Annotated in this window: 28 protein-coding genes; 11 read left to right on the plus strand and 17 right to left on the minus strand. The window is 67.8% G+C overall.

The genetic code is table 11. The features are described from left to right. Positions 1–114: 114 nt before the first annotated feature. Complete coding sequence (locus AC5ZH6_RS17130) at positions 115–291, plus strand: hypothetical protein (RefSeq protein WP_006367651.1); 177 nt, start codon at positions 115–117, stop codon at positions 289–291. 60 nt (positions 292–351) lie between these two features. Here the strand turns inward: AC5ZH6_RS17130 and AC5ZH6_RS17135 are convergent, their stop codons facing one another. Continuing rightward, the gene (locus tag AC5ZH6_RS17135; RefSeq protein WP_014360619.1) at positions 352–954 is read right to left on the minus strand and encodes a TetR/AcrR family transcriptional regulator; all 603 of its coding nucleotides are present in this window, start codon (positions 952–954) and stop codon (positions 352–354) included. A 66-nt stretch (positions 955–1020) separates the two neighbouring features. On the opposite strand from AC5ZH6_RS17135, the gene AC5ZH6_RS17140 reads away from it, so the two are divergent. Continuing rightward, positions 1021–1695 carry a lysophospholipid acyltransferase family protein gene (locus tag AC5ZH6_RS17140; protein ID WP_006367653.1) on the plus strand — a complete coding sequence of 225 codons (675 nt, stop codon included), beginning with the start codon at positions 1021–1023 and terminating at the stop codon, positions 1693–1695. A gap of 79 nt (positions 1696–1774) precedes the next feature. On the opposite strand, the gene AC5ZH6_RS17145 is transcribed toward AC5ZH6_RS17140, so the two are convergent. From AC5ZH6_RS17145 to AC5ZH6_RS17160, 4 genes are read right to left on the minus strand one after another with little or no spacing between them, the layout of a single operon-like run. Then, on the minus strand, positions 1775–2185 hold the full coding sequence (locus tag AC5ZH6_RS17145) for a (deoxy)nucleoside triphosphate pyrophosphohydrolase (RefSeq protein WP_006367654.1): 411 nt from the start codon (positions 2183–2185) through the stop codon (positions 1775–1777). Continuing rightward, the gene (locus AC5ZH6_RS17150) at positions 2182–3225 is read right to left on the minus strand and encodes an ABC transporter ATP-binding protein (protein ID WP_020170707.1); all 1044 of its coding nucleotides are present in this window, start codon (positions 3223–3225) and stop codon (positions 2182–2184) included. Before AC5ZH6_RS17150 ends, AC5ZH6_RS17145 begins: the two co-directional genes overlap by 4 nt. Then, the gene (locus AC5ZH6_RS17155; protein WP_496169242.1) at positions 3225–4943 is read right to left on the minus strand and encodes an ABC transporter permease; all 1719 of its coding nucleotides are present in this window, start codon (positions 4941–4943) and stop codon (positions 3225–3227) included. The genes AC5ZH6_RS17150 and AC5ZH6_RS17155 overlap by 1 nt, the downstream gene beginning before the upstream one ends. Then, a complete protein-coding gene (locus AC5ZH6_RS17160) occupies positions 4919–5989 on the minus strand; it encodes a thiamine ABC transporter substrate-binding protein (protein ID WP_006367657.1) in 1071 nt (356 codons plus the stop codon). Before AC5ZH6_RS17160 ends, AC5ZH6_RS17155 begins: the two co-directional genes overlap by 25 nt. Positions 5990–6412: 423 nt before the next feature. Between AC5ZH6_RS17160 and AC5ZH6_RS17165 the strand changes: the two genes are divergently transcribed. From AC5ZH6_RS17165 to AC5ZH6_RS17180, 4 genes are all read left to right on the plus strand, one after another. Continuing rightward, the gene (locus AC5ZH6_RS17165) at positions 6413–7273 is read left to right on the plus strand and encodes an Rv1157c family protein (protein ID WP_020170705.1); all 861 of its coding nucleotides are present in this window, start codon (positions 6413–6415) and stop codon (positions 7271–7273) included. Between the two features lie 201 nt (positions 7274–7474). Further along, positions 7475–8488 (plus strand): hypothetical protein, encoded by a 1014-nt coding sequence (locus AC5ZH6_RS17170; protein WP_496167563.1) that lies wholly within the window; start codon positions 7475–7477, stop codon positions 8486–8488. Further along, positions 8485–9756 carry an alpha/beta hydrolase family protein gene (locus AC5ZH6_RS17175; RefSeq protein ID WP_496167564.1) on the plus strand — a complete coding sequence of 424 codons (1272 nt, stop codon included), beginning with the start codon at positions 8485–8487 and terminating at the stop codon, positions 9754–9756. Before AC5ZH6_RS17170 ends, AC5ZH6_RS17175 begins: the two co-directional genes overlap by 4 nt. Continuing rightward, positions 9753–10442, plus strand: a complete 690-nt coding sequence (locus AC5ZH6_RS17180; RefSeq protein WP_496167566.1) for a lysoplasmalogenase family protein — start codon at positions 9753–9755, stop codon at positions 10440–10442. The genes AC5ZH6_RS17175 and AC5ZH6_RS17180 overlap by 4 nt, the downstream gene beginning before the upstream one ends. A 7-nt stretch (positions 10443–10449) precedes the next feature. Here the strand turns inward: AC5ZH6_RS17180 and AC5ZH6_RS17185 are convergent, their stop codons facing one another. Together AC5ZH6_RS17185 and AC5ZH6_RS17190 are read right to left on the minus strand one after the other, a co-directional pair. After that, positions 10450–11937: a sugar porter family MFS transporter gene (locus AC5ZH6_RS17185; RefSeq protein ID WP_006367662.1), complete on the minus strand. Its 1488-nt coding sequence runs from the start codon at positions 11935–11937 to the stop codon at positions 10450–10452. A 179-nt stretch (positions 11938–12116) separates the two neighbouring features. Beyond that, entirely contained in the window at positions 12117–12590 is a 474-nt protein-coding gene (locus AC5ZH6_RS17190) for a hypothetical protein (RefSeq protein WP_006367663.1), read from the minus strand. A gap of 161 nt (positions 12591–12751) precedes the next feature. Here AC5ZH6_RS17190 and AC5ZH6_RS17195 point away from each other — a divergent pair, with 161 nt between their 5' ends. Together AC5ZH6_RS17195 and AC5ZH6_RS17200 are read left to right on the plus strand one after the other, a co-directional pair. Next, positions 12752–13330 (plus strand): HhH-GPD-type base excision DNA repair protein, encoded by a 579-nt coding sequence (locus AC5ZH6_RS17195; protein ID WP_006367664.1) that lies wholly within the window; start codon positions 12752–12754, stop codon positions 13328–13330. Between the two features lie 19 nt (positions 13331–13349). Continuing rightward, positions 13350–14312 carry a hypothetical protein gene (locus AC5ZH6_RS17200; protein WP_006367665.1) on the plus strand — a complete coding sequence of 321 codons (963 nt, stop codon included), beginning with the start codon at positions 13350–13352 and terminating at the stop codon, positions 14310–14312. A 19-nt stretch (positions 14313–14331) separates the two neighbouring features. Here AC5ZH6_RS17200 and AC5ZH6_RS17205 read toward each other — a convergent pair whose 3' ends face one another. The 8 genes from AC5ZH6_RS17205 to AC5ZH6_RS17240 all read right to left on the minus strand — a co-directional run bounded on the left by AC5ZH6_RS17205 (position 14332) and on the right by AC5ZH6_RS17240 (position 18894). Beyond that, on the minus strand, positions 14332–15669 hold the full coding sequence (locus AC5ZH6_RS17205; protein WP_035734773.1) for a hypothetical protein: 1338 nt from the start codon (positions 15667–15669) through the stop codon (positions 14332–14334). Between the two features lie 78 nt (positions 15670–15747). Next, positions 15748–15945 carry a CsbD family protein gene (locus tag AC5ZH6_RS17210; RefSeq protein WP_006367667.1) on the minus strand — a complete coding sequence of 66 codons (198 nt, stop codon included), beginning with the start codon at positions 15943–15945 and terminating at the stop codon, positions 15748–15750. 130 nt (positions 15946–16075) lie between these two features. After that, positions 16076–16633, minus strand: coding sequence for an Asp23/Gls24 family envelope stress response protein (locus AC5ZH6_RS17215; RefSeq protein WP_006367668.1), 558 nt, complete (start codon positions 16631–16633; stop codon positions 16076–16078). Next, on the minus strand, positions 16630–17238 hold the full coding sequence (locus AC5ZH6_RS17220) for a DUF6286 domain-containing protein (protein WP_020170700.1): 609 nt from the start codon (positions 17236–17238) through the stop codon (positions 16630–16632). Before AC5ZH6_RS17220 ends, AC5ZH6_RS17215 begins: the two co-directional genes overlap by 4 nt. Continuing rightward, complete coding sequence (locus AC5ZH6_RS17225) at positions 17235–17804, minus strand: Asp23/Gls24 family envelope stress response protein (RefSeq protein WP_020170699.1); 570 nt, start codon at positions 17802–17804, stop codon at positions 17235–17237. The genes AC5ZH6_RS17220 and AC5ZH6_RS17225 overlap by 4 nt, the downstream gene beginning before the upstream one ends. Then, positions 17797–17979: a hypothetical protein gene (locus tag AC5ZH6_RS17230; protein WP_006367671.1), complete on the minus strand. Its 183-nt coding sequence runs from the start codon at positions 17977–17979 to the stop codon at positions 17797–17799. The genes AC5ZH6_RS17225 and AC5ZH6_RS17230 overlap by 8 nt, the downstream gene beginning before the upstream one ends. Next, positions 17972–18394 (minus strand): hypothetical protein, encoded by a 423-nt coding sequence (locus AC5ZH6_RS17235; protein ID WP_006367672.1) that lies wholly within the window; start codon positions 18392–18394, stop codon positions 17972–17974. The genes AC5ZH6_RS17230 and AC5ZH6_RS17235 overlap by 8 nt, the downstream gene beginning before the upstream one ends. Continuing rightward, on the minus strand, positions 18391–18894 hold the full coding sequence (locus AC5ZH6_RS17240) for an Asp23/Gls24 family envelope stress response protein (protein ID WP_006367673.1): 504 nt from the start codon (positions 18892–18894) through the stop codon (positions 18391–18393). Before AC5ZH6_RS17240 ends, AC5ZH6_RS17235 begins: the two co-directional genes overlap by 4 nt. Positions 18895–19056: 162 nt before the next feature. Here AC5ZH6_RS17240 and AC5ZH6_RS17245 point away from each other — a divergent pair, with 162 nt between their 5' ends. Together AC5ZH6_RS17245 and AC5ZH6_RS17250 are read left to right on the plus strand one after the other, a co-directional pair. Continuing rightward, complete coding sequence (locus tag AC5ZH6_RS17245; RefSeq protein WP_026919988.1) at positions 19057–19743, plus strand: RNA polymerase sigma factor; 687 nt, start codon at positions 19057–19059, stop codon at positions 19741–19743. Continuing rightward, entirely contained in the window at positions 19740–20207 is a 468-nt protein-coding gene (locus tag AC5ZH6_RS17250; protein ID WP_006367675.1) for a hypothetical protein, read from the plus strand. Before AC5ZH6_RS17245 ends, AC5ZH6_RS17250 begins: the two co-directional genes overlap by 4 nt. 58 nt (positions 20208–20265) lie before the next feature. Here the strand turns inward: AC5ZH6_RS17250 and AC5ZH6_RS17255 are convergent, their stop codons facing one another. Beyond that, the gene (locus AC5ZH6_RS17255) at positions 20266–21579 is read right to left on the minus strand and encodes an acyl-CoA dehydrogenase family protein (protein ID WP_094600796.1); all 1314 of its coding nucleotides are present in this window, start codon (positions 21577–21579) and stop codon (positions 20266–20268) included. Positions 21580–21917: 338 nt separating this feature from the next. On the opposite strand from AC5ZH6_RS17255, the gene AC5ZH6_RS17260 reads away from it, so the two are divergent. Beyond that, entirely contained in the window at positions 21918–23108 is a 1191-nt protein-coding gene (locus tag AC5ZH6_RS17260; protein WP_026919987.1) for an AI-2E family transporter, read from the plus strand. Positions 23109–23124: 16 nt separating this feature from the next. Here AC5ZH6_RS17260 and AC5ZH6_RS17265 read toward each other — a convergent pair whose 3' ends face one another. Continuing rightward, complete coding sequence (locus tag AC5ZH6_RS17265; RefSeq protein WP_020170695.1) at positions 23125–23946, minus strand: enoyl-CoA hydratase; 822 nt, start codon at positions 23944–23946, stop codon at positions 23125–23127. Positions 23947–23964 lie beyond the last annotated feature (18 nt).

Consider the following 23964-nt stretch of genomic DNA (forward strand, 5'->3'; position numbering starts at 1 on the left):
ACGCGGAACCGGCGCCGGCAGACTGACGACGGCTAACAGCGTATCGGGTCCGCGGGAGAGACCGCGATCACAGCGGAGTGTCAGTGGGTGAACAGCCGGTGCTAGCGTCACCGCATGGGCACGAAAAACCCGGCAAAGGTCGCCGACCTCAAGCCCAAGAAGAAGTGTTGTCGCTCCAAGACCCGCTGCGTACGCTGCCCGGTCGTCATCGCGCGAATGCGCAAACTCGACATCGACTCGATGAGCAAGAAGGACCTCGGCAAGGCCCTCAAGAAGGCACGGGCCGCCTGACCGATCCCTCGCCGACAGCGCCCGTCCCACCGCCGACAGCGCTGTGACCACGCGGAGCGACTACGCAATGGCGTCGACCGCACCGATCACCAACGCCTCGACGTCGATCTCGACCACCGCTGCCATCGGTTCAAGCGCGCGATTGGCCACCAGCACGGCCAACCCGTGAATGGACATCCAGAAACGGACGGTGGCGGTCCACGAATGATGATCACCGACGAATTCCGCAACGACTGAGTGCAATTCGGCGATCATGGGTACCGATAGCGATCGCAGGTCGCCACCGGCCCCGTCGAGAATGTCGTGGCGGAACATCAGCTCGAACATCGCGCGCCGGCGTCGGGCAAAGCCGACGTACGCGTTCGCCGCGGAGACGAGTCGATCCCGCGGAGGCGTTGAGCGGTCTCGCAGTACCGGCGCGATCTCCGTACCAAGGTCGTCGAGTCCGCTACGAGCGACGGCGGCCAGGAGTTGCGCATGCGTCGGGAAGTACCGCCGTGGGGCACCGTGAGACACACCCGCGCTCCTCGCGATCGCCCGCACCCCCAGTGCCGCGAGCCCGTCACTCTCGAGCAACTCCACTCCCGCCGCCACCAGACGAGAACGTGTCGTGTCAGAGGGTTTCTCTTCTTCGGCAGCAACCATGTAGACATTGTCTACCATGGGCGCGTAGACAGTGTCTACGTCTATTCAACGGTCCTTCCATCGACGAGCACAGGGGAAATGCGCATGTGGTACCGGCTGTTCAAGTACGTCCTGATCGGGCCGGCATTGTTGGTGACCTGTCGCCCTCGGATCGTCGGCCGCGATCTCCTACCCCCGACTGGTCCGGTCATCGTCGCGGCCACTCATAGCGCCTTCATCGACTCGCTCCTTCTGTGCCTGGTCCTCCCCCGCCGGTTGACCTTCGTCGCGAAAAGCGAGTACTTCGACCGACCGGGCTTGCGCGGGCGGATGCAGCGATGGTTCTTTCTCGCGGCCGGTCAGACTCCCATCGATCGATCCGGTGGGGACCGTGCCGCCACCACATTGGCCACGGCGACCAGCCTGGTGTCGAGAGGTGGCGCGTGGGCCATCCATCCCGAAGGGACTCGTAGTTGCGACGGCCGCGTGCACCGCGGCCATACCGGCGTGATGCGGGTTGCCCGGGCAACCGGCGCGCCGGTGGTCCCTATTGCCTTGCGCGGCACCGAGCGGGTAAATCCCCCGGGTCGTCTGATGTGGCGCCCGCATCGGGTCGACATCGTCATCGGATTCCCAGTTCCCGTCGACCAGGCAATGGCAGACGACGACCTACGGAGCGCCACCGACCGCCTGATGATCGAACTCGCGGCAATGGCGGGGCGACCCTACGAGAATTCCTACGCCGAACGCCGTCCGCAGGCACCGACGGCAACACCGTGAGCGCTATCGCCGACGTGGAGAGCGCCGTCGGCGAGGTGGAGGGCGCCGTCGGTGAGGTGGAGGGCGCTGTCGGCGCGGATCAGGCGCGGCGTAGCCGCGCCACCAGTTCCGGAACCCACACGGTGTCGGCGGGGACCAGGCGGCCCTCGTCACACAGCGTCGACAGTTCCTCCGCATCGACCCACCGCACCGCCTGATGTTCACGCGCAGTGGGTTCGCCGGCGATCACGCGCGCCCAGCGGGCGATCAACACCAGCTCGTCGGAGAGCACCACCTGATCGCGTAGCTCGAACTCGACGCCGACGGCGATACCCAGCTCCTCCGCGAGCTCACGACGCAAGGCTTCCTCGTCGGTTTCCCCCACCTCGGCCTTTCCGCCGGGCAGTTCCCAGAGACCGGCCAATTCGACCGGCCGCGCCCGTCGCGCCAGCAATATCCGCGTGCCCGAGGAGTCGAGGATGGCGCCGGCCAGCACGTGCCGACGTCTCATCGTCCGATCACCGCGACCCGGTCGGGAATCAACCGCACCAGGACCCGGTCGCCGACCGCGATCGCACCGGCGCCGATCGCGTCGATCTCACCGTGATCGGTGGCCACCCGTACGCGAGGACCTCCGGGGAGGTCGGCGACAACCATCGCCGTGCCGACTGCACCCGATGTCGTGTCGCTCTCCTCAGTGTCACGACCTTCGGCCGGCTCGGCAAGCACCGACTCGGCCCGCAGACCCAACCTCGCGCCCGTTTCCGGCAGATCGACGGCAAGTGCTCCGAAGACGGTGTCGGCCAGACCTTCTCGCTTCTTGCGCCCATCAATGATCGTGGTACACCCGAGGAATCGCGCCGTCCACTCGTCCGCCGGCGCCGACCACAGACCGGCCGGTCGCGCTGTCTGGACGATCTCGCCATCGCGCATCACCGCGACGGAGTCGGCCATCAATGCCGCCTCCGTGTGGTCATGGGTGACGACGATCGTCGGAGTTCCTGCGGCACGGACGATTTCGGCAATCTCCACAGCCAGGCTGTCACGGAGGCGGCGGTCGAGGGCGGCCAACGGCTCGTCGAGGAGCAGCAGCCGCGGCCGGGGAGCCAGCGCGCGCGCCAGCGCCACCCGCTGCGCCTGACCACCCGAGAGCGACTCGACGCGGCGTTTCTCGACGCCGGGGAGTCGTACGAGTTCGAGCATCTGGCCGACCCGAGCGGCGATGTCGGCTCTCGACCACCCCCGAACGCGCAGTCCGTAGCCGATGTTCGCGGCCACCGTGCGTCCCGGAAAAAGCTGACCGTCTTGGAAGACGACCCCGAAATCCCGCCGGTGGGTGGCGATCTCGGCGAGATCGCTTCCGTCGAAACGGATCGTCCCGGCGGTCGGTCGCTCCAGTCCGGCGACCGCGCGGATCAACGTCGACTTGCCGCATCCGGAAGGCCCAAGTAGCGCGGTGACGAGTGAATCCTGGCCGCCCACAGACCAATCGAGCCCGTTGACGACCGCTTCGGCCCCATACGCGACGCTCAGTTTCTCGATCTGCAGCATCAGATCAGTGTCCCCGAGCGAGGTCGGAAGATCTCCACCGCGAGCACCGCGACAGTGGTGACGACCACCAACACCATCGATGCAGCCATCGCCGTGGCGAGTTCGGTGGCACCCGGGCGGTTGAGGGCCGATCCGATCAGGACCGGCAGGGTGGTGGTGTCGGCGCGCGCGAGAAAGCTCGTCGCACCGAACTCCCCGAGTGCCATGACGAAAGCGAAACCACCTGCGGCACCGAGCGATCGGCCGATCAGCGGAAGATCGACGGTGCGGAACACCCGCCACGGCCCGGCACCGAGGACCGCCGCGGCCTGGCGCAATCGCTCGGGTACCGATTCCAGCGCCGGGATCACGATGCGGATGACGACGGGGATCGCGATCAGCGCCTGTACGCACGGGATCACCAACGGTGAGGCGGCGATCTCGGCCGGCAGGGCGGCCAACACGATCAGGTACCCGAATCCCAGTGTGACCGCACTGATCCCCAGGGGAATCATGGCGATCGCGTTCCCCACCACGCCGGCAACACCACGTGACCGATGCAGGGCGATCGCCGCGAGGCCACCGACCACCAACGCGATGACCATGGCCAGGATCGCGCTGAGTAGCGAATACCGCAACGTGTCCAGCGGCGTCACGCCGTTCACCGGTTCGGACAGTGCCCGATAACCGGCAAGTGTCCACGATCCGCCGACGGTCGGACGCACCGACCGGATCGCCAGCACCGCAATCGGTCCCACCAGAACCAGCACCGTCCACGCCCATGCCAGGACCACCGGTATCCATCCGATGCCGGCGATCGCCGACGGCCGACGCCGCGCGCCTGCGCCGCCGGACGCGCCACCCGGGGCGACGATCCGGGTGCACAGCAACACGGCGACCACCACGACGATCTGCAGCAGCGACAGCATCACCGCCTCCGGCAGCCGGAAGTAGCCGATCGCCTGTGTGTAGATCTCGGTCTCCAGAGTCCGCAGGGCACCTCCGCCGAGGATGATGATCACCCCGAAACTGGTGGAGCAGAACAAGAACACGAGGGCGGCGGCACCACCGGCGGCGGGGGCCAGCCGCGGTGCGACCACCGACCACCAGGCCCGGATCCGGGTCGCACCGAGCACACGGGCCGCCTCCTCGGTGCGGGTATCCAGCGAGCGCCAGGCCGCTCCCACCACCCGCACCATGACGGCGACGTTGAGAAAAGCGTGGGCGGCGAGCACCGCGGGCCACCCGCTGCCCATCCCGAGGCCGGCGAGCGGACCGTTCAGTAGAGCCCGGAAGGCCACCCCGACCACGACCGTCGGCAGGACGAAGGGCACGGTGACGATCACCGTGAGGACCACCGATCCCGATCCCGGCAGCCGGGCGTAGAGCCACACGATCGGCGCGGCAACGACGGCTGCGACCACGGTCGACGCACCGGCCTGGCCGAGGGTGACCCAGAGCAGGTGCAACGCATGGGTGCGTTCGAGCAATGCGACCGGCGAATCACCGGCGGTCCCGACATCGATCGCCCGACGCACCAGGGCCGCCACCGGCCATAGGAAGAACACCCCGAGGAACACCATCGGGATCGCCTGCAGAGCCGGCGTGGCGATGCGTCCCGGCACGATCGCACGCCGACGTCGAATCTGCCGACCGTCACGCGGTGGCCCCGGCGGGGACGGTTCCCCGCGGGTCGTCTCGGTGGACGGATCGATCAACGACCGACCGCGGCGCGCCACTGCTCGAGCCACGACTCGCGGTTCTCGGCAACGTATTTCGGCGGCATGCTGACCGTCCACTGCGGCAACGGCGCACGCTGGGCCCAGCCGTCGGGCAACGGTGTGTTCTTCTGCACCGGATAGACATACATCGACGACGGGAGCGCCTTCTGCACGGCGGGGCTCAGCATGAAGTCGACGGCCTTGCGTGCACCGGTGACGTTCTTGGTGCCCTTGAGGATTCCGACGTACTCGACCTGACGGAAGCACCCGTCGAGAAGCGCGCTGGTGCCCGGTGTCGCCGCGGGCGACGACGCGTAGGACAACACGATCGGCTTGGGCCCCTTGCCCTCTCCGGCACTGAACTGCTGGTTGTAGGCGATCTCCCATCCGGAATCGATGGCGGCTCCACCCTTGGTCACGTCCTGCCAGTACGACTTCCAGTCGTTGCCGAACATCCCGATCGTGCTGAGCAGGAAGGCCATTCCGGGTGAGGAGGTACTCGGGTCGATGAGCGCGGCCTGCGCGGCGTAGGTGGGGTTGCGCAGGTCGCGCACGCTGGTCGGCGGCTGCTGGTGGTGACTCGCGTACCACTTGTCGTCGATGTTGAGGCAGACGTCGCCACGGTCGACGGCGGTCAGTTCATTGTTCGAATCCGGCACCGCGAACTGGACGGCGCCGTCGGCGGCGGCGGGAGGGTTGTAGGACTCGAGTGCCCCGGCATCGATCGGACGGGACGCGAAGGTGTTGTCGATGCCATACACGACGTCGGCCTTGGGTGATCCGGGGGTCAGCGACACCGTCGACGCAAGGGTGCCGGCATCGCCGGACTTCACGATCTTCAGGTTCAGCCCGGTGTCGGTGCGGAAACTGTCGAGCACCGACTGCGGCAGGCTGAACGAATCGTGGGTGAGCATCACGACATCCGCCGACGACGAGGCATCGTCACCGCATGCGGTCACCAGGGTGGCGCCTGCGGCGAGGACGACGGCAGCGATCCCCACGCGCCGCAGCGACGACGCGCCGGCTCGGACGGATCTGCGCACGGACTCGCTGAAGTGACTCACGGGCTCCCCTGGACGGTGACGCGGCAATCGGGTGGACGGGCTCGGCGGGGGCACCCACCGGTCACCGGTTCTGCCGATGTCCGACGCGCGGCCGCATTGCACGCCCGCGTTGATCTAACCAGGTGATCAGTGCCCACACGAGCCCAGCCCGCGTGACACCAACAGTAACAATTGCATCAATTGCCTCACTTGTCACAACCGTTCGGAGTTAGGCTGCCTGGACACCGCCCCACCCGAGGGGCTTAGAATGACCGGCGACGTCCGCGGTGTGCTCACTGAGCGCCGGGTCCGATTACTCGGCACGCCGCAGTGCTCGAGGGTGTCGGGGGGACGTCGGAGCCAGAGAACGCCAGCGTGGGCCGTGAATGATCTCGGCGCACACCGACTTTGATAGGACCTCGCCTCGTGCGCCTGCAAGCACCGATGAGCCGATCCCGACGCCTGATCGCCGCCACCGCGGTGGCCATCGCCACGTCGCTCGCCATCCCCGCCGTCGCCATGGCGGCACCCACCAGCCCGGCGCCGACATCGCAGACCCCGAGCCCGCAAACCCCGAGCCCGCAGACACCGAACGAGCAGACACCGACCCCGGATCAGCGCACGCTCGACTCCCTCGGAGCCTTCGCACCGGCGATCATCGGTGCGGTCACCACGCCGGGTCCGGACGGCAAGGTCAACGCCGACCTGCTGCGGCAAGCACAAACTCTCGCCGACAATCCCGCGCTGCCCCCACAGATCAAGGACATCTGGAAGCAGATCACCGATTTCCTCGGTGAGCCGGGGCGTCAGCAACTCGCCGCCCAGCGGGCCGCCGAGACCCGCGTGGCCAAGCCCGGTGACCCGGTGATCCCGCAGGGCCCGAACGCTCCGCGTATCCAGGAGTTCCTGTATCCGACACTGGGCTTCGGCTGCATGCCGGGCAACGGCAACTCCCTGGGTCGGGCTCTGGTGACCGCGGGTCCGCAGGCCGCGCCCGCGCCCGGACCCAAGAGGGGCGAGGCCGGTTACGTCTACACCAGCCTCGGCACCGGTCCGGCCGTCAACAGCCCGGTCCGCAAGCTCTGGGTGAGTTGGCTCAACATCGACAACGGACGCACCGGCCAGCTGCAACTCAAGCGCAACGAAAAGATCAATGTCGCGGCGGGACCGGGCACGTTCACCGGGATCGCGGCCACCGGCAAAGGCCGGATCATCTCCACCATCTACGGCGACGTCACCACCAAGACCAAGGGCCGGGTCCTCTCGTGCACGATCGCACCGACGATCGGCATCGCGATCATCTGAGCGCTCTGCTGCCACGCCAACGCCCCGGCCTCTCGGCCGGGGCGTTGGCGTTCTGACGGGCATATCCCCACGGTCGCGGGCGCATCACAACTCGGACTCGCGACTTGTCGATCCGGCAACCCTCATGCTTTCTTTTAACTTGAGCACCATCTGTCACATTCGCCCCACTGGTTGCGGGCGAGTTGCCGCCTGAGGAGAGCCATGTCCATTGCGCCACGTTCGACGTCATCGTCGTCGCAGTCTCCGCACCCGACGCCGTCGGCGCGACATCCGCGCCGGCGATGGGGTCTCGGCGTGAGCGGTATCGCCCTGGCGACCGCGATCACCCTGGGCGGCGGTGCTGGACTGGCACACGCCGCACCGGCACCCGCACCGCATGCCCCGACCACCCACGCCCCCACCACGCGCGCAACGGCCACCACCTCACCCACCGACCAGATCGGTGACCTGATCAACCAGATCGAACTCGGCGCGGTCCCGCTCGACAGCGAACTCGCCGACGCCGTCCGCAAATTGAAGGCGGCCGGCGTGGATCAGATGGCGCTCAAGGCCGCCGAGGCCGTCAAGAGCAGCCTCGGCCAGATCTCCCCCGACCAGATCACCGGCCTGCTGGGCCAACTGCCGCTCGGCGGACTCTCCTCGGGAACCTCCCAGGTCTCCGCGCGCCGTGACGTCGACACGGTCGCCGACCCGCTGGCCGTCCTGCGCGCCGCCGGCATCCAGACGTTCACCCCGTCGATCGCACCGTTCTGCGCCGCACCGACTGCCGACAACCCGCTCGGACTGGTCACCGCCGGAGCCGGCGCGGTCGCCGGGCTGTGGCCGATGAAGTCCGAGCCGACGACCCCGATCAACCAGATCCTGCAGATGATCCCGGGTGTCAAGGTCCCACCGCTGGCACCGATCAACCTGGTCCGCGACGGTCAGACCGGATACGCATTCGTGCCGGCCTCTCCGGTCACCGACGGCAAGATCCAGGTCGCCTGGTTCAACACCAGCACCCTGCAGGGCGGTTTCGCCGATCTGCAGTCACTGACCGACAACCCGCAGGCGGCACTGCTGACCAAGATGCTCCCGGCCCTCGGCGCCATTCGACTGGCGCCGGTGGACACCGGCAAGGGCACCATCCTGTCCGCGGTCTACGGCACGGCTCGCAACGGATCGCAGTCCTGCTTCTTCCTGCCCGCCGTCGGCATCGTCGACGCGACCTCATGATCACCCTGCGGCGCCGGCCCCGCTGGGTCGCCAGACGCACCCGACTCGGTACCGCCCTCGCGACCACCGCGGTGGTGGTGTCCGCGGGCATCACCGGCTCGGTGATCGGCCTGGCGCATGCCGCGCCGGGCTCCGACCCCACCACCGAGGCCACCTCGACCACCCCGTCGGCGGGTCCCTCCGCCGATGCCACCACCTCGACGGGTATGCCGTCGGCGAGCGCGGGACAGCAGGCCGGAACCGTCTACGCCAACCGACAGATCCCCGGGTCGAACCTGTTCGCCGGGGCGCGTCAGGGCAATCAGTTCACCTACTGGAGCGTCGGCGCCGACGGTGCCGCGCACCTGAGCACCGGATCGCTCTACCTGCCACCGCAGGCAGCCCCGGCCGGCGGTTACCCAATCGTGGTGTGGGCGCATGGCTCTCGCGGTCTCGCCGACACCTGCGCCCCGTCCGTTCACCCGACCGACACCGACCTCGACGCGTTGCGCACCTGGTTGCGCCGTGGCTACGCCGTGGTCGGCACCGACTACGCCGGCCTCGGAACCACGGGCACGCCACAGTATTACGACGTCGACGCGACGGCCCGGAACATCGTCGACGCGGTCCGCGCCGGCCGGGACATCTCCGATCAGCTCTCCGCCCGGTGGGCCGTCGTCGGTGAAGGGCAGGGCGCGTCGGCGGCGATCGCCCTGGCTCGTTCGGCGCCGAAACTGCAGGGCCCGAAGCTCGATTACCGTGGCAGCGCGGCGACGTCGATTCCCGCCGACTTCGCTTCTCTGCTCAGCAATCTCGGTCCCACGACAACTCTGACCGCACCGCCGGGATGGGTATCCGACGCGCTGTACACCCTTGCCGCGATCCGCACCGCACACCCCGAGGTCGGTCTCGACGGCTACCTCAGCGACGCCGGACGTACGTGGATGACCAAGGCGCAGAACCAATGTGTCGGCGATCTGACGCGCGAGGTTGCCGGGCTCTCGCTCGGGTCGCTGTTCAGCAGGCCGCTGGCCCAGAACTCGACGCTGACCACCATCCTGTCGTCGGCGTCGACGCTGCCGTCGAGCGGGTTCACCCGGCCGGTGCTGATGACACTGACCCTGCAGGACCCGAATGTGGTTGTGCCGCTGACCCTGAAGTACATCAACGACGCCCGCACCGCCGACCGGCGTGTCTCCGGTCGCACCTATCTGACGCTCGACGAGCGCCAGGCAACCTCGATGTCGGACAACGACACCCGCGATTTCGTCGCCGGTCTGATGCGGTGAGGCGCCTACCCTACGCACTCGCCGCGGGTGTCGCCGCAGTGGCAGGCGCCTACGGCTCCCGCCGGGCCGCCGCACTCACCAAGCCGGTGCCACTGGCGTTGCTGGCGGTCGAGGTCGGTCGTGGTTGGCGCACACGCACACCGGTCGACAACGCACTGCTCGGCGCCGCGGTCGCGTTCTCGGCCGCCGGCGATCGCGCGATGCTCGCCGAGGAGTTCGCCCCGGCCGCCCCGGAGGATCACCACACTCGTCTGCCTCTCGCTCATCCGTTGAGCGCCAAGGATTCCCGGCTGGCACTGGGGGCTGCACTGTTCGCCGGTGCGCAGCTGTCGTATTGCACGCTGCTGTGGCGCCGTGGAGCCCGCCCACGGGTGCCCGACGTCGCCCCGCGAATGCTCGCACTCGCCGAGTCGGCGGCGGTGATCGGCTACCACCGACCCCGACTGCTGTCGGTTCTCGGCCCCTACGGCAACACGCTGGCGACCATGTCGGCGCTCGCCGCTTCCGCACCCACCGGGCAACCCGCTCTGCGCGTCGGCGGATTGTTGTTCCTGGCTTCGGATCTGAGCATCCTCAACCGCCGTCATCTGATGAGCGACCCGGCGCGGCGACGAGCCGTCGAGGTGTGGGTGCTCGCCTCGTACTTCGCCGCGCAGGCATTGCTCGTCGGGACGCTCGCCGAGTAACCCAGAGCTACTTGACGCGCGAGGACTTGGCCGCGTACTTGCTTTGCAGCGCCGACAATTCGGAGTCGGCCATCGCATCCATGTCCTCGAGTTCCATACCCTTGGTCTCGCGGACCTTGAATCGCACGAAGAAGTACGACGCCGCCGCGCAGAAGGCGAAGAACCCGTAGATCCACCCCAATCCGACGACCTTGCTCATTTGCGGGAACAGCATCGAGATGATGAAGTTGGCGACCCAGTTGAACGCGGTGCACACACCGAGGGCAACGCCGCGGATACGGTTGGGGAACATCTCGCCGAGCATCACCCACATCACCGGACCCCACGTCGCGGCGAAGGCAACGACGAACAGATTGGCACCGACGAGGGCCAGCGGCCCCCACGGATCGGCCAGTGACGTCTTGGGTTCACCGTCGACGACGGTGGTGACCGCCTGGGTGAAGGCGACACACGCCATGACCAGTCCGATGAACATGCCGACCGAACCCCACAGCAGCAGCACCCGACGACCGATCCGGTCGACGAACAGGATCGCCACGAAAGTCATACCGACGTTGATCGCCGAGGTGATGACCGAGGTGGTGAACGCGTCGTCGGTGGAGAAGCCCACCGACTGCCACAGCGTCGTCGAGTAGTAGAAGATCGCGTTGATACCCACGAACTGTTGGAAGATCGCGAGCCAGATACCCACCCACACCAGGGGATGCAGTCCGAACGAGGGTCCACGGATGTCGGCGAGCGAACTGTTGCGTTCGCGCTTGACCGTCAACCGGATCTCCTTCACCCGCTCGAGCGGGTTGGGTTCACCGGTGACCTCCTGCAGGATGCGCGCCGCCTCCTCGTCACGGTTGCGTCCGACGAGATAACGCGGGGATTCCGGGATCGACAGCGCCAGGAGGCCGTAGATGACCGCCGGGATGACGCCGACGAGGAACATCCACCGCCATGCGTCCAGTCCCCACCAGAGGTCCTTCTCGGGTCCGCCGGCCTGATTCTGTAGCAACGTGTCCGAGAGCAGCGCGGCGAAGATGCCGAGGGTGATCGCCAGCTGCTGCATCGACGCGAGGGCGCCGCGGTAGCGTGCGGGCGCGATCTCGGAGATGTACGCGGGAGCAATGACCGACGCGATACCGATGCCGAGGCCGCCCAGGATGCGCCACAGCAACAGATCCCACAACGTCTGGGTGTAAGCGGTACCGATGGCCGAGATGATGAACAACGCCGAACCGAGCAGCATCACCCGTTTGCGGCCCCAGGAGTCGGCGAGCCGACCGGCGAACCATGCACCGACCGCGCACCCGAGAAGCGCGACGGCCACTGCGAATCCGTTGACGAGGAAGCTCAGCTCGAAGGTGTCCTGGATGGAGTTGACGGCGCCGTTGATGACCGAGCTGTCGAACCCGAACAGGAAGCCGCCGACCGCGGCGGCGATGGAGACGCCGATGACCTTGGCCGTGTGTTGTTCGGCGATCTCGGCGTTGTGCGCTTCTGACATGATCCGAACCCCTTCGTCCGGGCCCGATATCGGAAGGGATCGGGCTACCGCGGATTACGCTACCCCGCGAATTCGCCCGGCCCCCATGGTTTCGCCCACCCGCATGTCGCCCATGACCGAAGTGTTATCGGCCTCGGGCGCACGAGAAAGGGGTGGACCGCGCGATCTCCGAGCTGTGCCTAGGCGGTTGCCTGGCCCCGACAGCTGGAGTACTGCGGGTTGACCATCGGCACGAACGCCAGCGCACCGATCTTCTGGTTGATCGTGAAGCTCACGGGGCCGCTACCGGGGTGCAACACCACTTCCCAGCCCACCACCTGGGTTCGGGTCGGGACCCGCACCGTGCCGGTGCGTCCGGTCCGCAGATTGCGCCACGCGACCGTCACCTCGACGGTGAATTCGAGTACGCCGGGCTTGGCTCGCGAGGACCCGACGAGCGAGATCGCCGGCCCGGGCAATCCGTCGGAGGGGAAAGCGATCTGGTTGTAGACGTCCACCCACACCGGAATGCGGGGCGCGGGCCACGGATTGGCGCTGTCGCAGCGCAGCGTGGTCACGTAATTGGGTTGCGGGTCGGGTAACGCCGACGCCGTACCCGAGGCCTGGGCGGTCAGCCCGAGCACCACCGCCGCCACCGAGACGACTGCGATCACCGCCGTCCGGAAGCGCCGACCGCATCGGCCACGCAACCCAGACGTCGACGGTCTTGTTGTTGTAATCGGCGTTGTTGTAATCGGCGGCGTCTCCCCCGAGCGCCGAGAATCCACGGACCCACGCAGCATGGGGCTCAGTGTAGGGGCACTACCCTGGTGCCATGGCGAAACTGCAGATTGCCCAGGATCCCACCGCCGACGAATTGTTGTCGACCGATCCGTTCGCGCTGCTCACCGGGATGCTCCTGGATCAGCAGTTCCCGATGGAGCGCGCTTTCGCCGGGCCGGCGAAGATCAAGGACCGCTTCGGCTCGCTCGATCCCGAGGCGATCGCCGCCGCCGACCCCACCGAATTCGCCGACCTCTGCGCCACCCCGCCGGCGATTCACCGCTACGGTCGCTCGATGGCCGGGCGGGTTCAGGAGCTCGCCCGAACCGTGGTGGCGGAGTACGACGGTGAGACCGAACGGATCTGGACCGAGGCCACCACCGGCGCCGAGCTGTTCGCGCGGCTGCGCAAGCTCCCCGGCTTCGGTGAGCAGAAGGCCAAGATCTTCACCGCGTTGCTGGCCAAACAACTCGACGTGAAGCCGGCCGGGTGGACGAAGGTGGTCGGCGACTACGGCAAGAAGGGTTTCCGTTCGGTCGCCGATGTGACCGATGCGGATTCGCTGCTGCGGGTGCGCGAGTTCAAGAAGGCCGCCAAGGCGGCGGCCAAGGCCGAGTCCGCACAGCGCTGACGCGCGCTATCGTTCCCCCATGAACTCCCCCGACACCGGCGACGCCGGCGCGAGTGGGTCGGTGCCTCGCCGACAGTCCCCTGGTCCGATCGACGTACGGTCCCTGATCGAGTTCCCCTTCCAGTTGGGTTTCGCGGTCACCGGTGTCACGCTCACCGCCGCGGAATCGGCGGTCAACATCGCCCGCATCACCGCCGACAGCGTGCAGCACGAGCTCAATCACGCTCTGGGGATCTCCGGTGACGAGCTCAGCGGAGCCCGGGCACCGCTGGCGTTACTCGGTCAACTGGCCGATCTCCTCGGTCCCGATCGTCCTTTCGGCCGGATCGTCGCCGCGGGCGGACCACTCGAACGCCTTCTCAATCCCGGTGGCGTCATCGACCGCCTGACCGCCAAGGACGGATTGCTCGAAAAACTCACGGCGCCCGGCGGAATCCTCGATCAGATGTCGGAGGACGGCGGCATCCTGACGCGGTTGACCGCCAAGGACGGTCCGCTGGACCGCCTCACCCGCACCGGCGGGGTGATCGACCAGTTCACCGAGAACGAGGGCATTCTCGAACGCCTGACGTCGGAGGGCGGCATCATCGACAAGTTGACCGCACCCGACGGCGTCCTGGAAAAGGTCACCGCCGACGGCGGAATCCTCGATCGCCTCGCCGAGGACGGCGGTCTGCTCGACCAGCTCGTCGGCGAGAACGGCGCGGTCGAGCGTGCCATCGCGCCGGACGGCCCGCTCGACCGCATCACCGAACTCACCGAGGTGATCGGTCAGCTCGCACCCAATCTGCTCGCCATGCAGGACACGGTGCACGAGTTGGCCGAGACCGTCGATCTGCTCAATCAGACGGTGGCCCCGCTCGGCGGGCTCGCCGAGCGCCTGCCGAAGCGCCTGACGCGAGGCCATCGGGGCGGCAACGATTCTCCGACGTCGACGCGCGGGTCGGAGCCGGACGACGGCCCTCCCCAGATCACGTCCTGACCGACTCGTTCCGGGCAGCTCACCGTCGGAGGGCGTCGGTCAGCAACGCGAGGTAACGGTCGATATCGGGGCATCGGCGGGGTGCAGCGATCACCGAAAGCGTCACGCGCGCACCGAGACCGTGCACGCCGTGGTTGAGTCCGTGCACCGGGGACAGTGCCGGGAAGCCTGCGGTGATCACGGATCTGCTGCCCCCGCCGAGCGTGAGATCGGCCGGTCCCCGATCGACGGAGGAGACCACGCTGATGCCGTCGATGCGCTCCGGGATCGGCGCCGCCCCAGCCTGACGGGCGCCGAGGATTCGGAGCGGGGCAGGAGTGGCGTGTTCGGCCCGACGGGCGGCTGCGCGTTCGGGGGTCATGTGTTCGTCACGGGCGCGGGCGATCTCGGCGGCGATCGCCGAGGCTCGACGGTCGAGGTCGGCGATGTCGGTGTGCAGGTCGATGCCGACGGTCCGGAAGTCATTGCGGGAACCGGTATTCGGGCCCGTGGTGGCCCGTCGCCGGGCGACGGTGAGGGTGATCGTCACCGGCATCGACGGGTCACCGAGGAAGCGCGGAAGTGCGTCGGAGATCGCCGTGAGGGCCCCGACGGTGACGGTGCCGCCACGGGCGGTGAGCACATCGGCGGGGACGGTCAGGGTGCGCAGTTCGCGTCCGCGACCGGGTGGCCCGTTGATCGATGTCGGCGCGACACCTGAGGTCGCCTGACCCGAACCTGTTGTCCCCGAGACCTGTCGGTGGCGGTGAAACGCGAGACCGCCCCAGAAGAGCATGCGTGCGACGTCGATGGGCATGCGGGCCACGCCGAGTGCCGCGGCGGCCGGGACGTGCACCACCGTCGTCGGCCACCGTTTGGCCAGGCACCGCGCCTGTACCTCGATCTCCTTCTCGGAGAACAGTTGTCGCGCAATGGCCGACGATCGACGGCCGTCGCCGAGCGCGTGTGCGACCTGCAGAACCGCGACGACGAGATCGCTGCCCTCGGTCACGCCCGGGGCGGGTGTGACCGCCCCGTAGAGATGTAGCCGCCACATCTGTTGCCGCGCATCGAGTTGATCCTCCATCGACTGCGCGATGTGATCGAGGCACGCCTGCCACGACAGGGGACCCCGAGTCACCCGCACCTGATCCGCGGAGACCGGAGCGCGCCGCCAGTACGGCCGGTCGAGGTGTGCCGGGGCGTCGGCGACACGCAGTCGCAGATCGTCGATCGTTGCGGCTCGACGCCGCAAGTACCCGGCGATGACGTCGAGAGACGTTCGCGGCGAGGTGAATCCGTAGACCAGGAACTGGTCACTGGGCATCGTCGACGACATCCAGTACCACATCGCGTCGACGGCACTCATCCGCTGCATCGGGCTCACCCTACCGCCGGATGCGCCGGGGCGGACATCGTCGATGACGATGCCCGCCCCGGTGTTGCCGCGCGCGGCTCAGTTGCCGGTCAGCTTGTCCTTGACCTTGCCTGCGGCGTCCTTGACGCTCTCGATGCCGTCCTTGACCGCGGCCGAGGCCTGATCGGCCTTGCCCTCGCTCTTGAGGCTGTCGTCGCCGGTGACATCGCCGCCGACTTCCTTGGCCTTGCCCTTGGCGTCTTCGACCTTGTTCGAGATCTTGTCCTCGAGTGCCATGACAGCTCCTTCTCTTGATGGTCCCGGCGCGCAGTGCGCTCGGGTCTGCCGGGGGTCCCGGCGAGTTCGTGGCGACACCGAGATGCGGTGTCGTGTCTGATATTCGTGAGTTCTGCGCTCGCGTGCGGACTCAGCGACTCGGATTCTGCAGGTGGACCAACGCCTGGACGTGGATGTCGGCCCCGTCGACCGCGCGACGGATGTTCTCCACGGCGGGCCCGAGTACCTCGGCGATCTCGTCGTAGGAGTAGCGCGGCGGTGCGGTGACGTCGATGCGGATGATGCTGCGTCCGCGATCATCGAGGGCACGCACGGTCGCCTTGTCGAACATCGTCCGTTCGGACAGTTCGTCGGCGACGGCGGCGGCGATCAGCTTGGGCGGAACCGTCAGGATTCCGTCGGCACCGCTGCCGGTCAGGGTCAGGTCGTCCACCCGACCGGGACGCGACGCCGCACCGAGCAGCGCGAACCCCCAGATCACCGCGATGACGACGACCCCGAGAAGCACCGCCCACCACCAGTTCTCCGCTGTGGTGCGGCTCGCCCAGGTGGGATCGAGATGATCGACCCAGCCGTGGATGGGGGTGATGTCGAGTTGCCAACCGATGGCACCGACACCCACCACCAGAAGTGCCAGGCCGATCACCGCGACGGTGAATCGGTGCAGGATCGCTGGACGCCGGTTCACGAGCGTGCCTCCTTGCTGCGGACCACGCGCCGGATCACCACGCGTGGAGAATGTTTCACCGGGGCCAGTGCCTCGGCAACGCGGTCGCGCATGGTCTGCTCGTCCACACCGCCCGACACGGTGACGGTGACCTTTGCCCGTCGTCGGGTGACCACGGTCGTGGCGTGCTCGACCCCGGGGACGGTGAGCAGTGCGGCACTCGCACGGCGCGCCATGTCGCCGCGGCGGGTCCACATCACCTCGAAGTCTCCGAGTGGGACGTGGGTGCGGCGCCGGGGCTTGACGGCCAGCCACACCAACCACAGTCCGACGATCACGCAGATCACCGCGACCGGCCACATCCAGTCCTGCCACGTACTTCTCGTGATCCAGTCGGCGGTATTCGTCGTCCATCGGGTCCCGTCGATCCATCCGGCGTACACGATGAGATCTCGGATCCCGACGCACGCCAGGCCGAGGAACAGGAGCCCGATCAGCGACCCGACGATCGCCGCGCCAGGGTAGGCCGCCGGGGCGAAGACCTTGCCGCCGGCGAGATCCTGGTTCTCGGCGACGACCTCGGCCCGTGGCCGCGATGCGGATTCGGGTGTCGTCGATGTGGTCATGAGTGAACCCTCTCCTGCCCTGTCTCGGTGTCGGTGACCATGTCGGTGTCGGTGTCGCGCGTCTGCGACTCGCGCTTCTCGATTTCCGAGGGAGCCGGTAGTTCCACGTAGCCGTCGCGGGTGGTCGAGTCCCCGTTGTCGGTGGTGATCGTTCCCACCGTCACATCGACCCGAGAGGGCCGAATCCCGGTGAGCCGCGCCAGTTCGTCGGCGACGTGGGCGCGCACGTCCCGGCACACCTGCGCCACCGCGCACGGCCAGGTCAGCGCAACCGTGACCTCCACGAGCGGCGCGGTGTCGGACATGTCGACGCGCACCGCGGGGTAGGTCGCGCCCAGCGCTCCCGGTCCGAGCAGTGATCCGATCGTGTTGCTGTACTTGGTGACCCCGTCGATGTCGAGTGCTGCCCGGCGGGCGATCTTGGCGCCCACGCGGTCGGCGATGATCAACGCCCCCTTGGCATCCCCGGTGGCCGGGGCCGCGGTCCCGACGGCATCCGGACGCACCTTGTCGACGCCTCGCGTCACGGTGGCGCCGGTGCGCGTCGGGGTCGACGACTCAGCCACGGTTCCGGCTTCGCAGCAGCGCACCGAGATCGATGGCGCCGTCGCGTTGTAGACCCAGTGCCAGCCCGATGCCGCCGAGGACCAGCGCGAGGACGAAACCGCCGAAGCCCCCGGTGGTGACCGCGAGTGCGAGCAACAATCCCACGATCAAGCCGATAGTTGCGTTGTTACCCATTCTGATTCCCCTCTGTCGCGCCGGGTTGGTCACCGCCGGCGGGGGTGCCGCGGCGGGAAGCCGAATTCTGTTGTTCCGCCCGTTGTCCCGGGAAGCTGATGTCCTCGATGGTCACATCGACCGGCACCCCGGCGACCTCCGTGGCAACAGCCACCGCGTGCGCGGCGACGGTACGCAGGTCGTGGGAGATGTCGACGATCACGTGCACTCCGCCGCGGTCGTCGTCGAGTTGCACACCGCTGACCCGGCCGCCGGGGAGATAGGTGGCGATCTCGCCGAACATGCCGCCGTGCAGACCGGTGACCCCGTCGACCGCGGTCACCGCGTCCGCGACCTGCTGCGCAAGGTCGGCGCCCGGCCCCCCGGAACGTGTGGGGAGCCGGTCACTTCCGGATTCGGCCTGCACGGCGATCACTGAACCCGAGGCGGGGTGTCGGTCTGGTCGTCGTCGTCATCGCCGAAGTTGATGTCGTGCACGGTGACGTTGACCTCGGTGACCTCGAGCCCGGTCATGGATTCGATCGCGTTGATCACGTTGCGCCGGATCGCCGCGGCCAGTTGATGAATGGCGACGCCGAAGTCGGCGACGATCGATACGTCGACGGCGGCCTGCTTCTCGCCGACCTCGACGTTGATGCCCTGGGTGGTGCTGACCGAGGTTCCGGGAATGACCTCGCGCATCTTTCCGACGACACGCTCGGCAGCGCCACCGACATCGTGGACGCCGTCGACCTCGCGGGTCGCGATGCCGGCGATCTTCGCGACGACCGCATCGGCGATCACGGTCCTGCCGCGGTCACCGGGCGCGCCACTCTCGCGGGCCAGTGCCAGGCCCTTTCCCGTGGGCTCACTGGTGTCCGTCGCTGCGGCGGCGGTGGTGGTCTTGGTCTTATCGGTCACAGTTGAATCGGTCACGAGAACTCCTCTGTACTCACTCGACTACACACGGTGGACACTGTTCGCGGCATCCGCCGCACCGAGCGCGGCGAGAAGACCTCGGTGGTCTCATCGTCGTCCCGGATTGCGGCGCACGATGCCGGTATAAGGTCAGTCGTAGTGGAACCGAAATGTGCACGCGTGAATTCGAGTGAGTCCGGTCACAGCCCGGCGGCTCCGGGTCTGGCGTTGGGCGGTCTGTCCGACGACGAGTTGGCCGCGGCCGCCGCCGTCGGCGACACCGAGGCGTTCTCGGAGCTGGTCGCCCGGCTGTCCCCACCCTTGCTGCGGTATCTGCGCCGTATGGTGCCCGATTCCCAGACCGCGGAGGACCTGGCCCAGGACACGTTGCTCGATGCCTGGCGGGGGCTGCCGGACTTCGCTTTTCGCAGCAGCGTCAAGACGTGGGTCTTCGCGATCGCGCACCGCAAGACGATCGATTATCGCCGCCGTCGCCGAGACATTCCGACCGACGACGTCCAATTCGCCGACCTGGCCGCCGCCGAACCGCTACCGTCGGATGAGGCGATGCGGCAGACCCTGGTCGAGGCGCTGGGTACCGAGTTGCTCACCCTGCCGCAGAATTCCCGGGCGGTGTGGTGGCTCCGCGAGGTCGAGGGATTGTCGCTGGCCGAGATCTCGCGAATCCTGCAGATCAGCACCGGATCGGTCCGCGGACATCTGCAGCGCAGTCGCCGCTATCTCGCCACCCGGTTGGAACCCTGGCGGCCCGGTGGCCGATCGTCGGACCCGCCCAACGACCCCGGCGCCGATACCGACACCGACCCGACGCCGACACCGACACAGCAGGAAGGAGCCCAGGAGTGAGTAGCCAACTCGACGACGAACAGACCGACGCCTGGCTCGTTGCTGCCGGACGTGAACTCGACGGTGCCACCGACCGTCTCAGCGAGGACGCCAATCGCCTCGTCACCGCGATCACCGCGAATCTCGGGCGGGTGCGCCGGCCGGGCCGCCCCCTCGACACCGACACTCCCGGGGTTCAGGTCTCCGACCGGGTCCTCAAGCAGGTCCTCGCGGTGCGCATCCGCCGCACCGTGGGTCGCCTGGTGGTGCATCTGCTCGTCGACGGCGAGGACGGACGCGTCGACCGCATCCGGATCGGCCTGATCGCCCGCTACCACGACGTGCTGCCGTCGGATTCGGAGCAGGTGCGCGACATCATGACCGAGGTGCTGACCGAGTTACTCGGGCCCGAACACGCGGCGGTGGCCGCCTCCCACCTCGATGTCCGCTGGCAGGATCTGGAAACGCACGAGTGGTCGGCGTGAACCGCCGACCACTCGCCGTCACTTCCACCCGCGCCCGGGCCGGGCGGGTGAGCTGCCCTTACTCGCCCTGTGCTGCCTCGTCTTTCACCGACCTGCGGTCACCTGCGCTCCACGCATAGGGCAGATCGGCGCCGTTGAGGACATGATCTCCGATGGCGCGCAGCTTGAAGATGAGCGGGTTGTGTACCGAGATCACCCGCGCGTTGCGCCAGTGCCGGTCCAGGCGCAGCCGTTCGGAGGTGATCGACGCCCCGCCGACCTCGAACAGGGCTGACGTGGCGTCGAGCACCGTCGTGATGACCGCGTGCTGGGCGCGGGCGACGTCGAACTCGACCTCGTCGAGCAGCGCCTCGTCGGTGGCGCCCTCGTCGAGGAGCAGATCGAGCTTGCCCGCGATGTCGAGGACCAGGGTGCGCGCGGTGTAGGCAGCAGCGGCCAGGCGCCCGATGACCTGCTGCACCAACGGATCCTCGCGGGGTAGATCCGCCGCGGCGTGGGTGAAGGTGCGGGTGCGGGCACGCACCCATTCGGAGGTATCGTCCAGCGCGCGTTGCGCGATACCCGCGAGCACCGACAACTGCACCAGCTGCAGATACGACGTCGCATACGTCCGGCCGGGGGCTCCGTATCCGGCGCCGAGCAGCCGATCAGCGGGCACCTCGACACCGGTGAACTCCGTGGTGCCGCTCGCGGTCAGCCGCTGACCGAAGCCGTCCCAGTCGTCGTGCTGGGTGACCCCGTCGGCGTCGGCGTCGACGAGAACCGAGACACGTTCTCCCCCATGATCACCCGCGACGAGGATGTGGTCGGCGTAGAGACTGCCGGTGCTGTAGTACTTGGTGCCGTCGACGCGGTATCCGCCCTCGGTGTCGGTCACCGTGGTGCGATAGCGGTCCACGGCGCCCACGCCGGGCTCGGTGATGGCGTTGCCGACGAGCGTTCCGTCGGCCACGGCCTGCAGCCACCGCTGTCGGGCGGGCGAGTCGTCGGCGAGCAGCTGATCCTCGACGAAGGACCAGTGCACCCGAAGCGCTTGGGGCAGATTGGATTCCGCCGCAGCCAGATCGATCAGCAGCCGGAACAGGGTCTGTACCGACGCCCCGTAACCACCGAATTCGACGGGGACACGCAACGCACCGAACCGGACCTGTTTGAGCCACGCGATCTCCTCGTGGGCGAGACGGCGGTCCTCCTCTCGCGCGACGGCCCCCTCGGCGATCCGGGCGAACACCGGCCCGAAGACGGCATCGAGGTCGGCGTCGGTGTACTCGCCACTTGCGGGGGTGCTTGCGGCGCTCGAGGTGGTTGCGGCGCTCGAGGTGCTTGCGGCGCTCGAGGTGCTTGCGGCGCTCGAGGTGGTTGTTGCGGTCACGGTGGTCCTTCCACGGCACCGACCGCCGGTGTGCGGATGCGGCGGCCGAAATCTTCTGGGTCTGTCCTGTCGTCTGTCCTGTCGGAGCTGCCGGTGCGGCATCGCGAGACGAGGCCCCGACAGTCTCCTCCGCCGTTCCGCTGCCGCCCACACTTCTACGCAGTGCGCGCAGAAGGCGTGCGGATCGGCGTGACTCATCCCTGCCGGGTGATTTGTCCGGGCTCGCGGTCGCCGAAGCACCCACGACGGGCACCACCGGACCTAGTCTTTTCGCAGAGCACGTCATCACAGGGCGCTCGGTGGTCTCCGCGCGCCGCCGGAGAAGGGGCACACCCGAAATGGCCAAAGCCCACGCACCCATGTCGTTGCGCGCGAACCCCCCGGCGTGGTCGATGCCGCGCGGTGCCATCGTGCTGGTGTCGATCGCCGGCATCGTGGTGGCCGTCGCGGGTATCCGATCGGTCTCCTCCCTGGTGGCACCGATCTTCTTGGCGTTGATGCTGACGGTGGCGGTGGCCCCGGCCGCGAGTTGGATGCGGCGCAAGGGTTTACCGGCCTGGCTGGCCTTCGTCACGGTCCTGGTGCTGGTGTACGGAATCCTGGTGGGACTGTTCGCCTCGCTCGCCTACTCGGTGGCGCGCCTGGCGACGATCCTGCCGAACTACAGCGACAGGTTCAACGATCTCCTCGCCTCGTTCCAGCGGTTCCTCACCTCGCACGGGGTCAGTGAACAAAAAGTGCACGACATGCTGCACAACATCGACTCCAGCAAGATCATCGGCGCGGCCACCGACATCGTGCAGTCGACCGCCGGCGTCGCCTCGTCGTTGGTCCTGATCCTGGCGCTGCTGTTGTTCATGGCCGCCGACTCGGTCGGTTTCGGGGACCGGATGGAGTATCTACGCGCCGAGCGCCCCGACATCGCGTCGGCCTTCTCCGCCTTTGCCCAGGCCACTCGCAGTTATCTGTGGGTCTCCACGCTGTTCGGTCTGATCGTGGCGGTGTTCGACAGCGTGGCGCTCGCGATCATCGGCATACCACTGCCCATCCTGTGGGGCCTGTTGTCGTTCATCACCAACTACATCCCGAACATCGGATTCGTCATCGGCGTCATCCCGCCCGCGCTGCTCGGGCTCCTCGACGGCGGTGTGCCGACGATGCTGGTGGTCATCGTGGTCTACAGCGTGATCAACGTCGTCATCCAGTCGGTGATCCAACCGAAGTTCGTCGGCGACGCCGTCGGGCTCTCGACCACCTTGACGTTCGTGTCATTGCTGTTCTGGGCGTGGGTCCTCGGTCCGCTCGGGGCGATCCTGGCGGTGCCGTTGACCATCATGTGCAAGGCTCTGCTGCTCGACATCGATCCGTCCACCCGATGGGTCGACGCGCTGCTCAATTCCTCTGTCCCGCAACGGGCGACGACGCCGTCCGACAAGTACGACGAGCCAGATGAGCCCGACGATCCCGATCCGGCAACGCCGCCGGAGGACGGACCAGGCCGCGCCGACTCACCCACCGAGACGCGTTAGGAAGACTCGGAGGAGTTCACCGGTCGGTCCACACCGGCGCTCGTTTGGCCAAGAACGCCGACATCCCCTCCTGCGCATCGCAGGTCATCGCGTTGGTGGCCATCGTCTCGGCCATGAGCTCGTATGCGCGCGTCTCGGTTTCGTCGATCTGCTGATAGAAGGCACGTTTGCCGATGGCCAAGGTGGAGGCGCTCGACCCGGCGATGCGCAGCGCGAGTTCACGGACCGTCGTCGCCAGTTCGTCGGGTGACACGACGTCGTTGACCAGTCCCCAGTCAGCGGCGGTGTCGGCGTCGATGGCGTCACCGGTGAGCAGCATCTTCATCGCCCGCTTGCGCCCGATCGCACGCGTGAGCGCCACCATCGGCGTCGAGCAGAACAATCCGATGCGCACACCCGGGGTCGAGAACGTCGCGGTCGTGGCGGCAACGGCGAGATCGCAGGTCGCAACGAGCTGACAGCCGGCGGCGAAGGCCGCCCCGGCGACCTCGGCGATGACCGGACAATCGAGTTCGTGGACCGCGGCCATCATCTCCACACAGGTGTCGAAGACAGCGCGCTCGTCGTCGAGGGTGCGGTCGACGAGCTCGGACAGATCATGTCCGGCGGAGAACGCCGGCCCGTGCGCGCGGATCACCACCACCCGGACGGCGTCGTCGGAACCCAACGTCCGCAGGGCCGCGGTGACGGCGCGCATCGTCTCCGTCGACAACGGGTTGCGCCGACGCGGGCGGGTCAACGTCACGATCCCCAGTGGCGCCTCGACAACCACCTCGACCGGATCCGGATCCGAGGACCCCGTGCCGACCCCTGCTGCCGGCTGTGCTGTGTGCGTCATGTCTTCTCCTCGCTCCCA

Source organism: Gordonia sp. YC-XJ4, assembly GCF_059511865.1.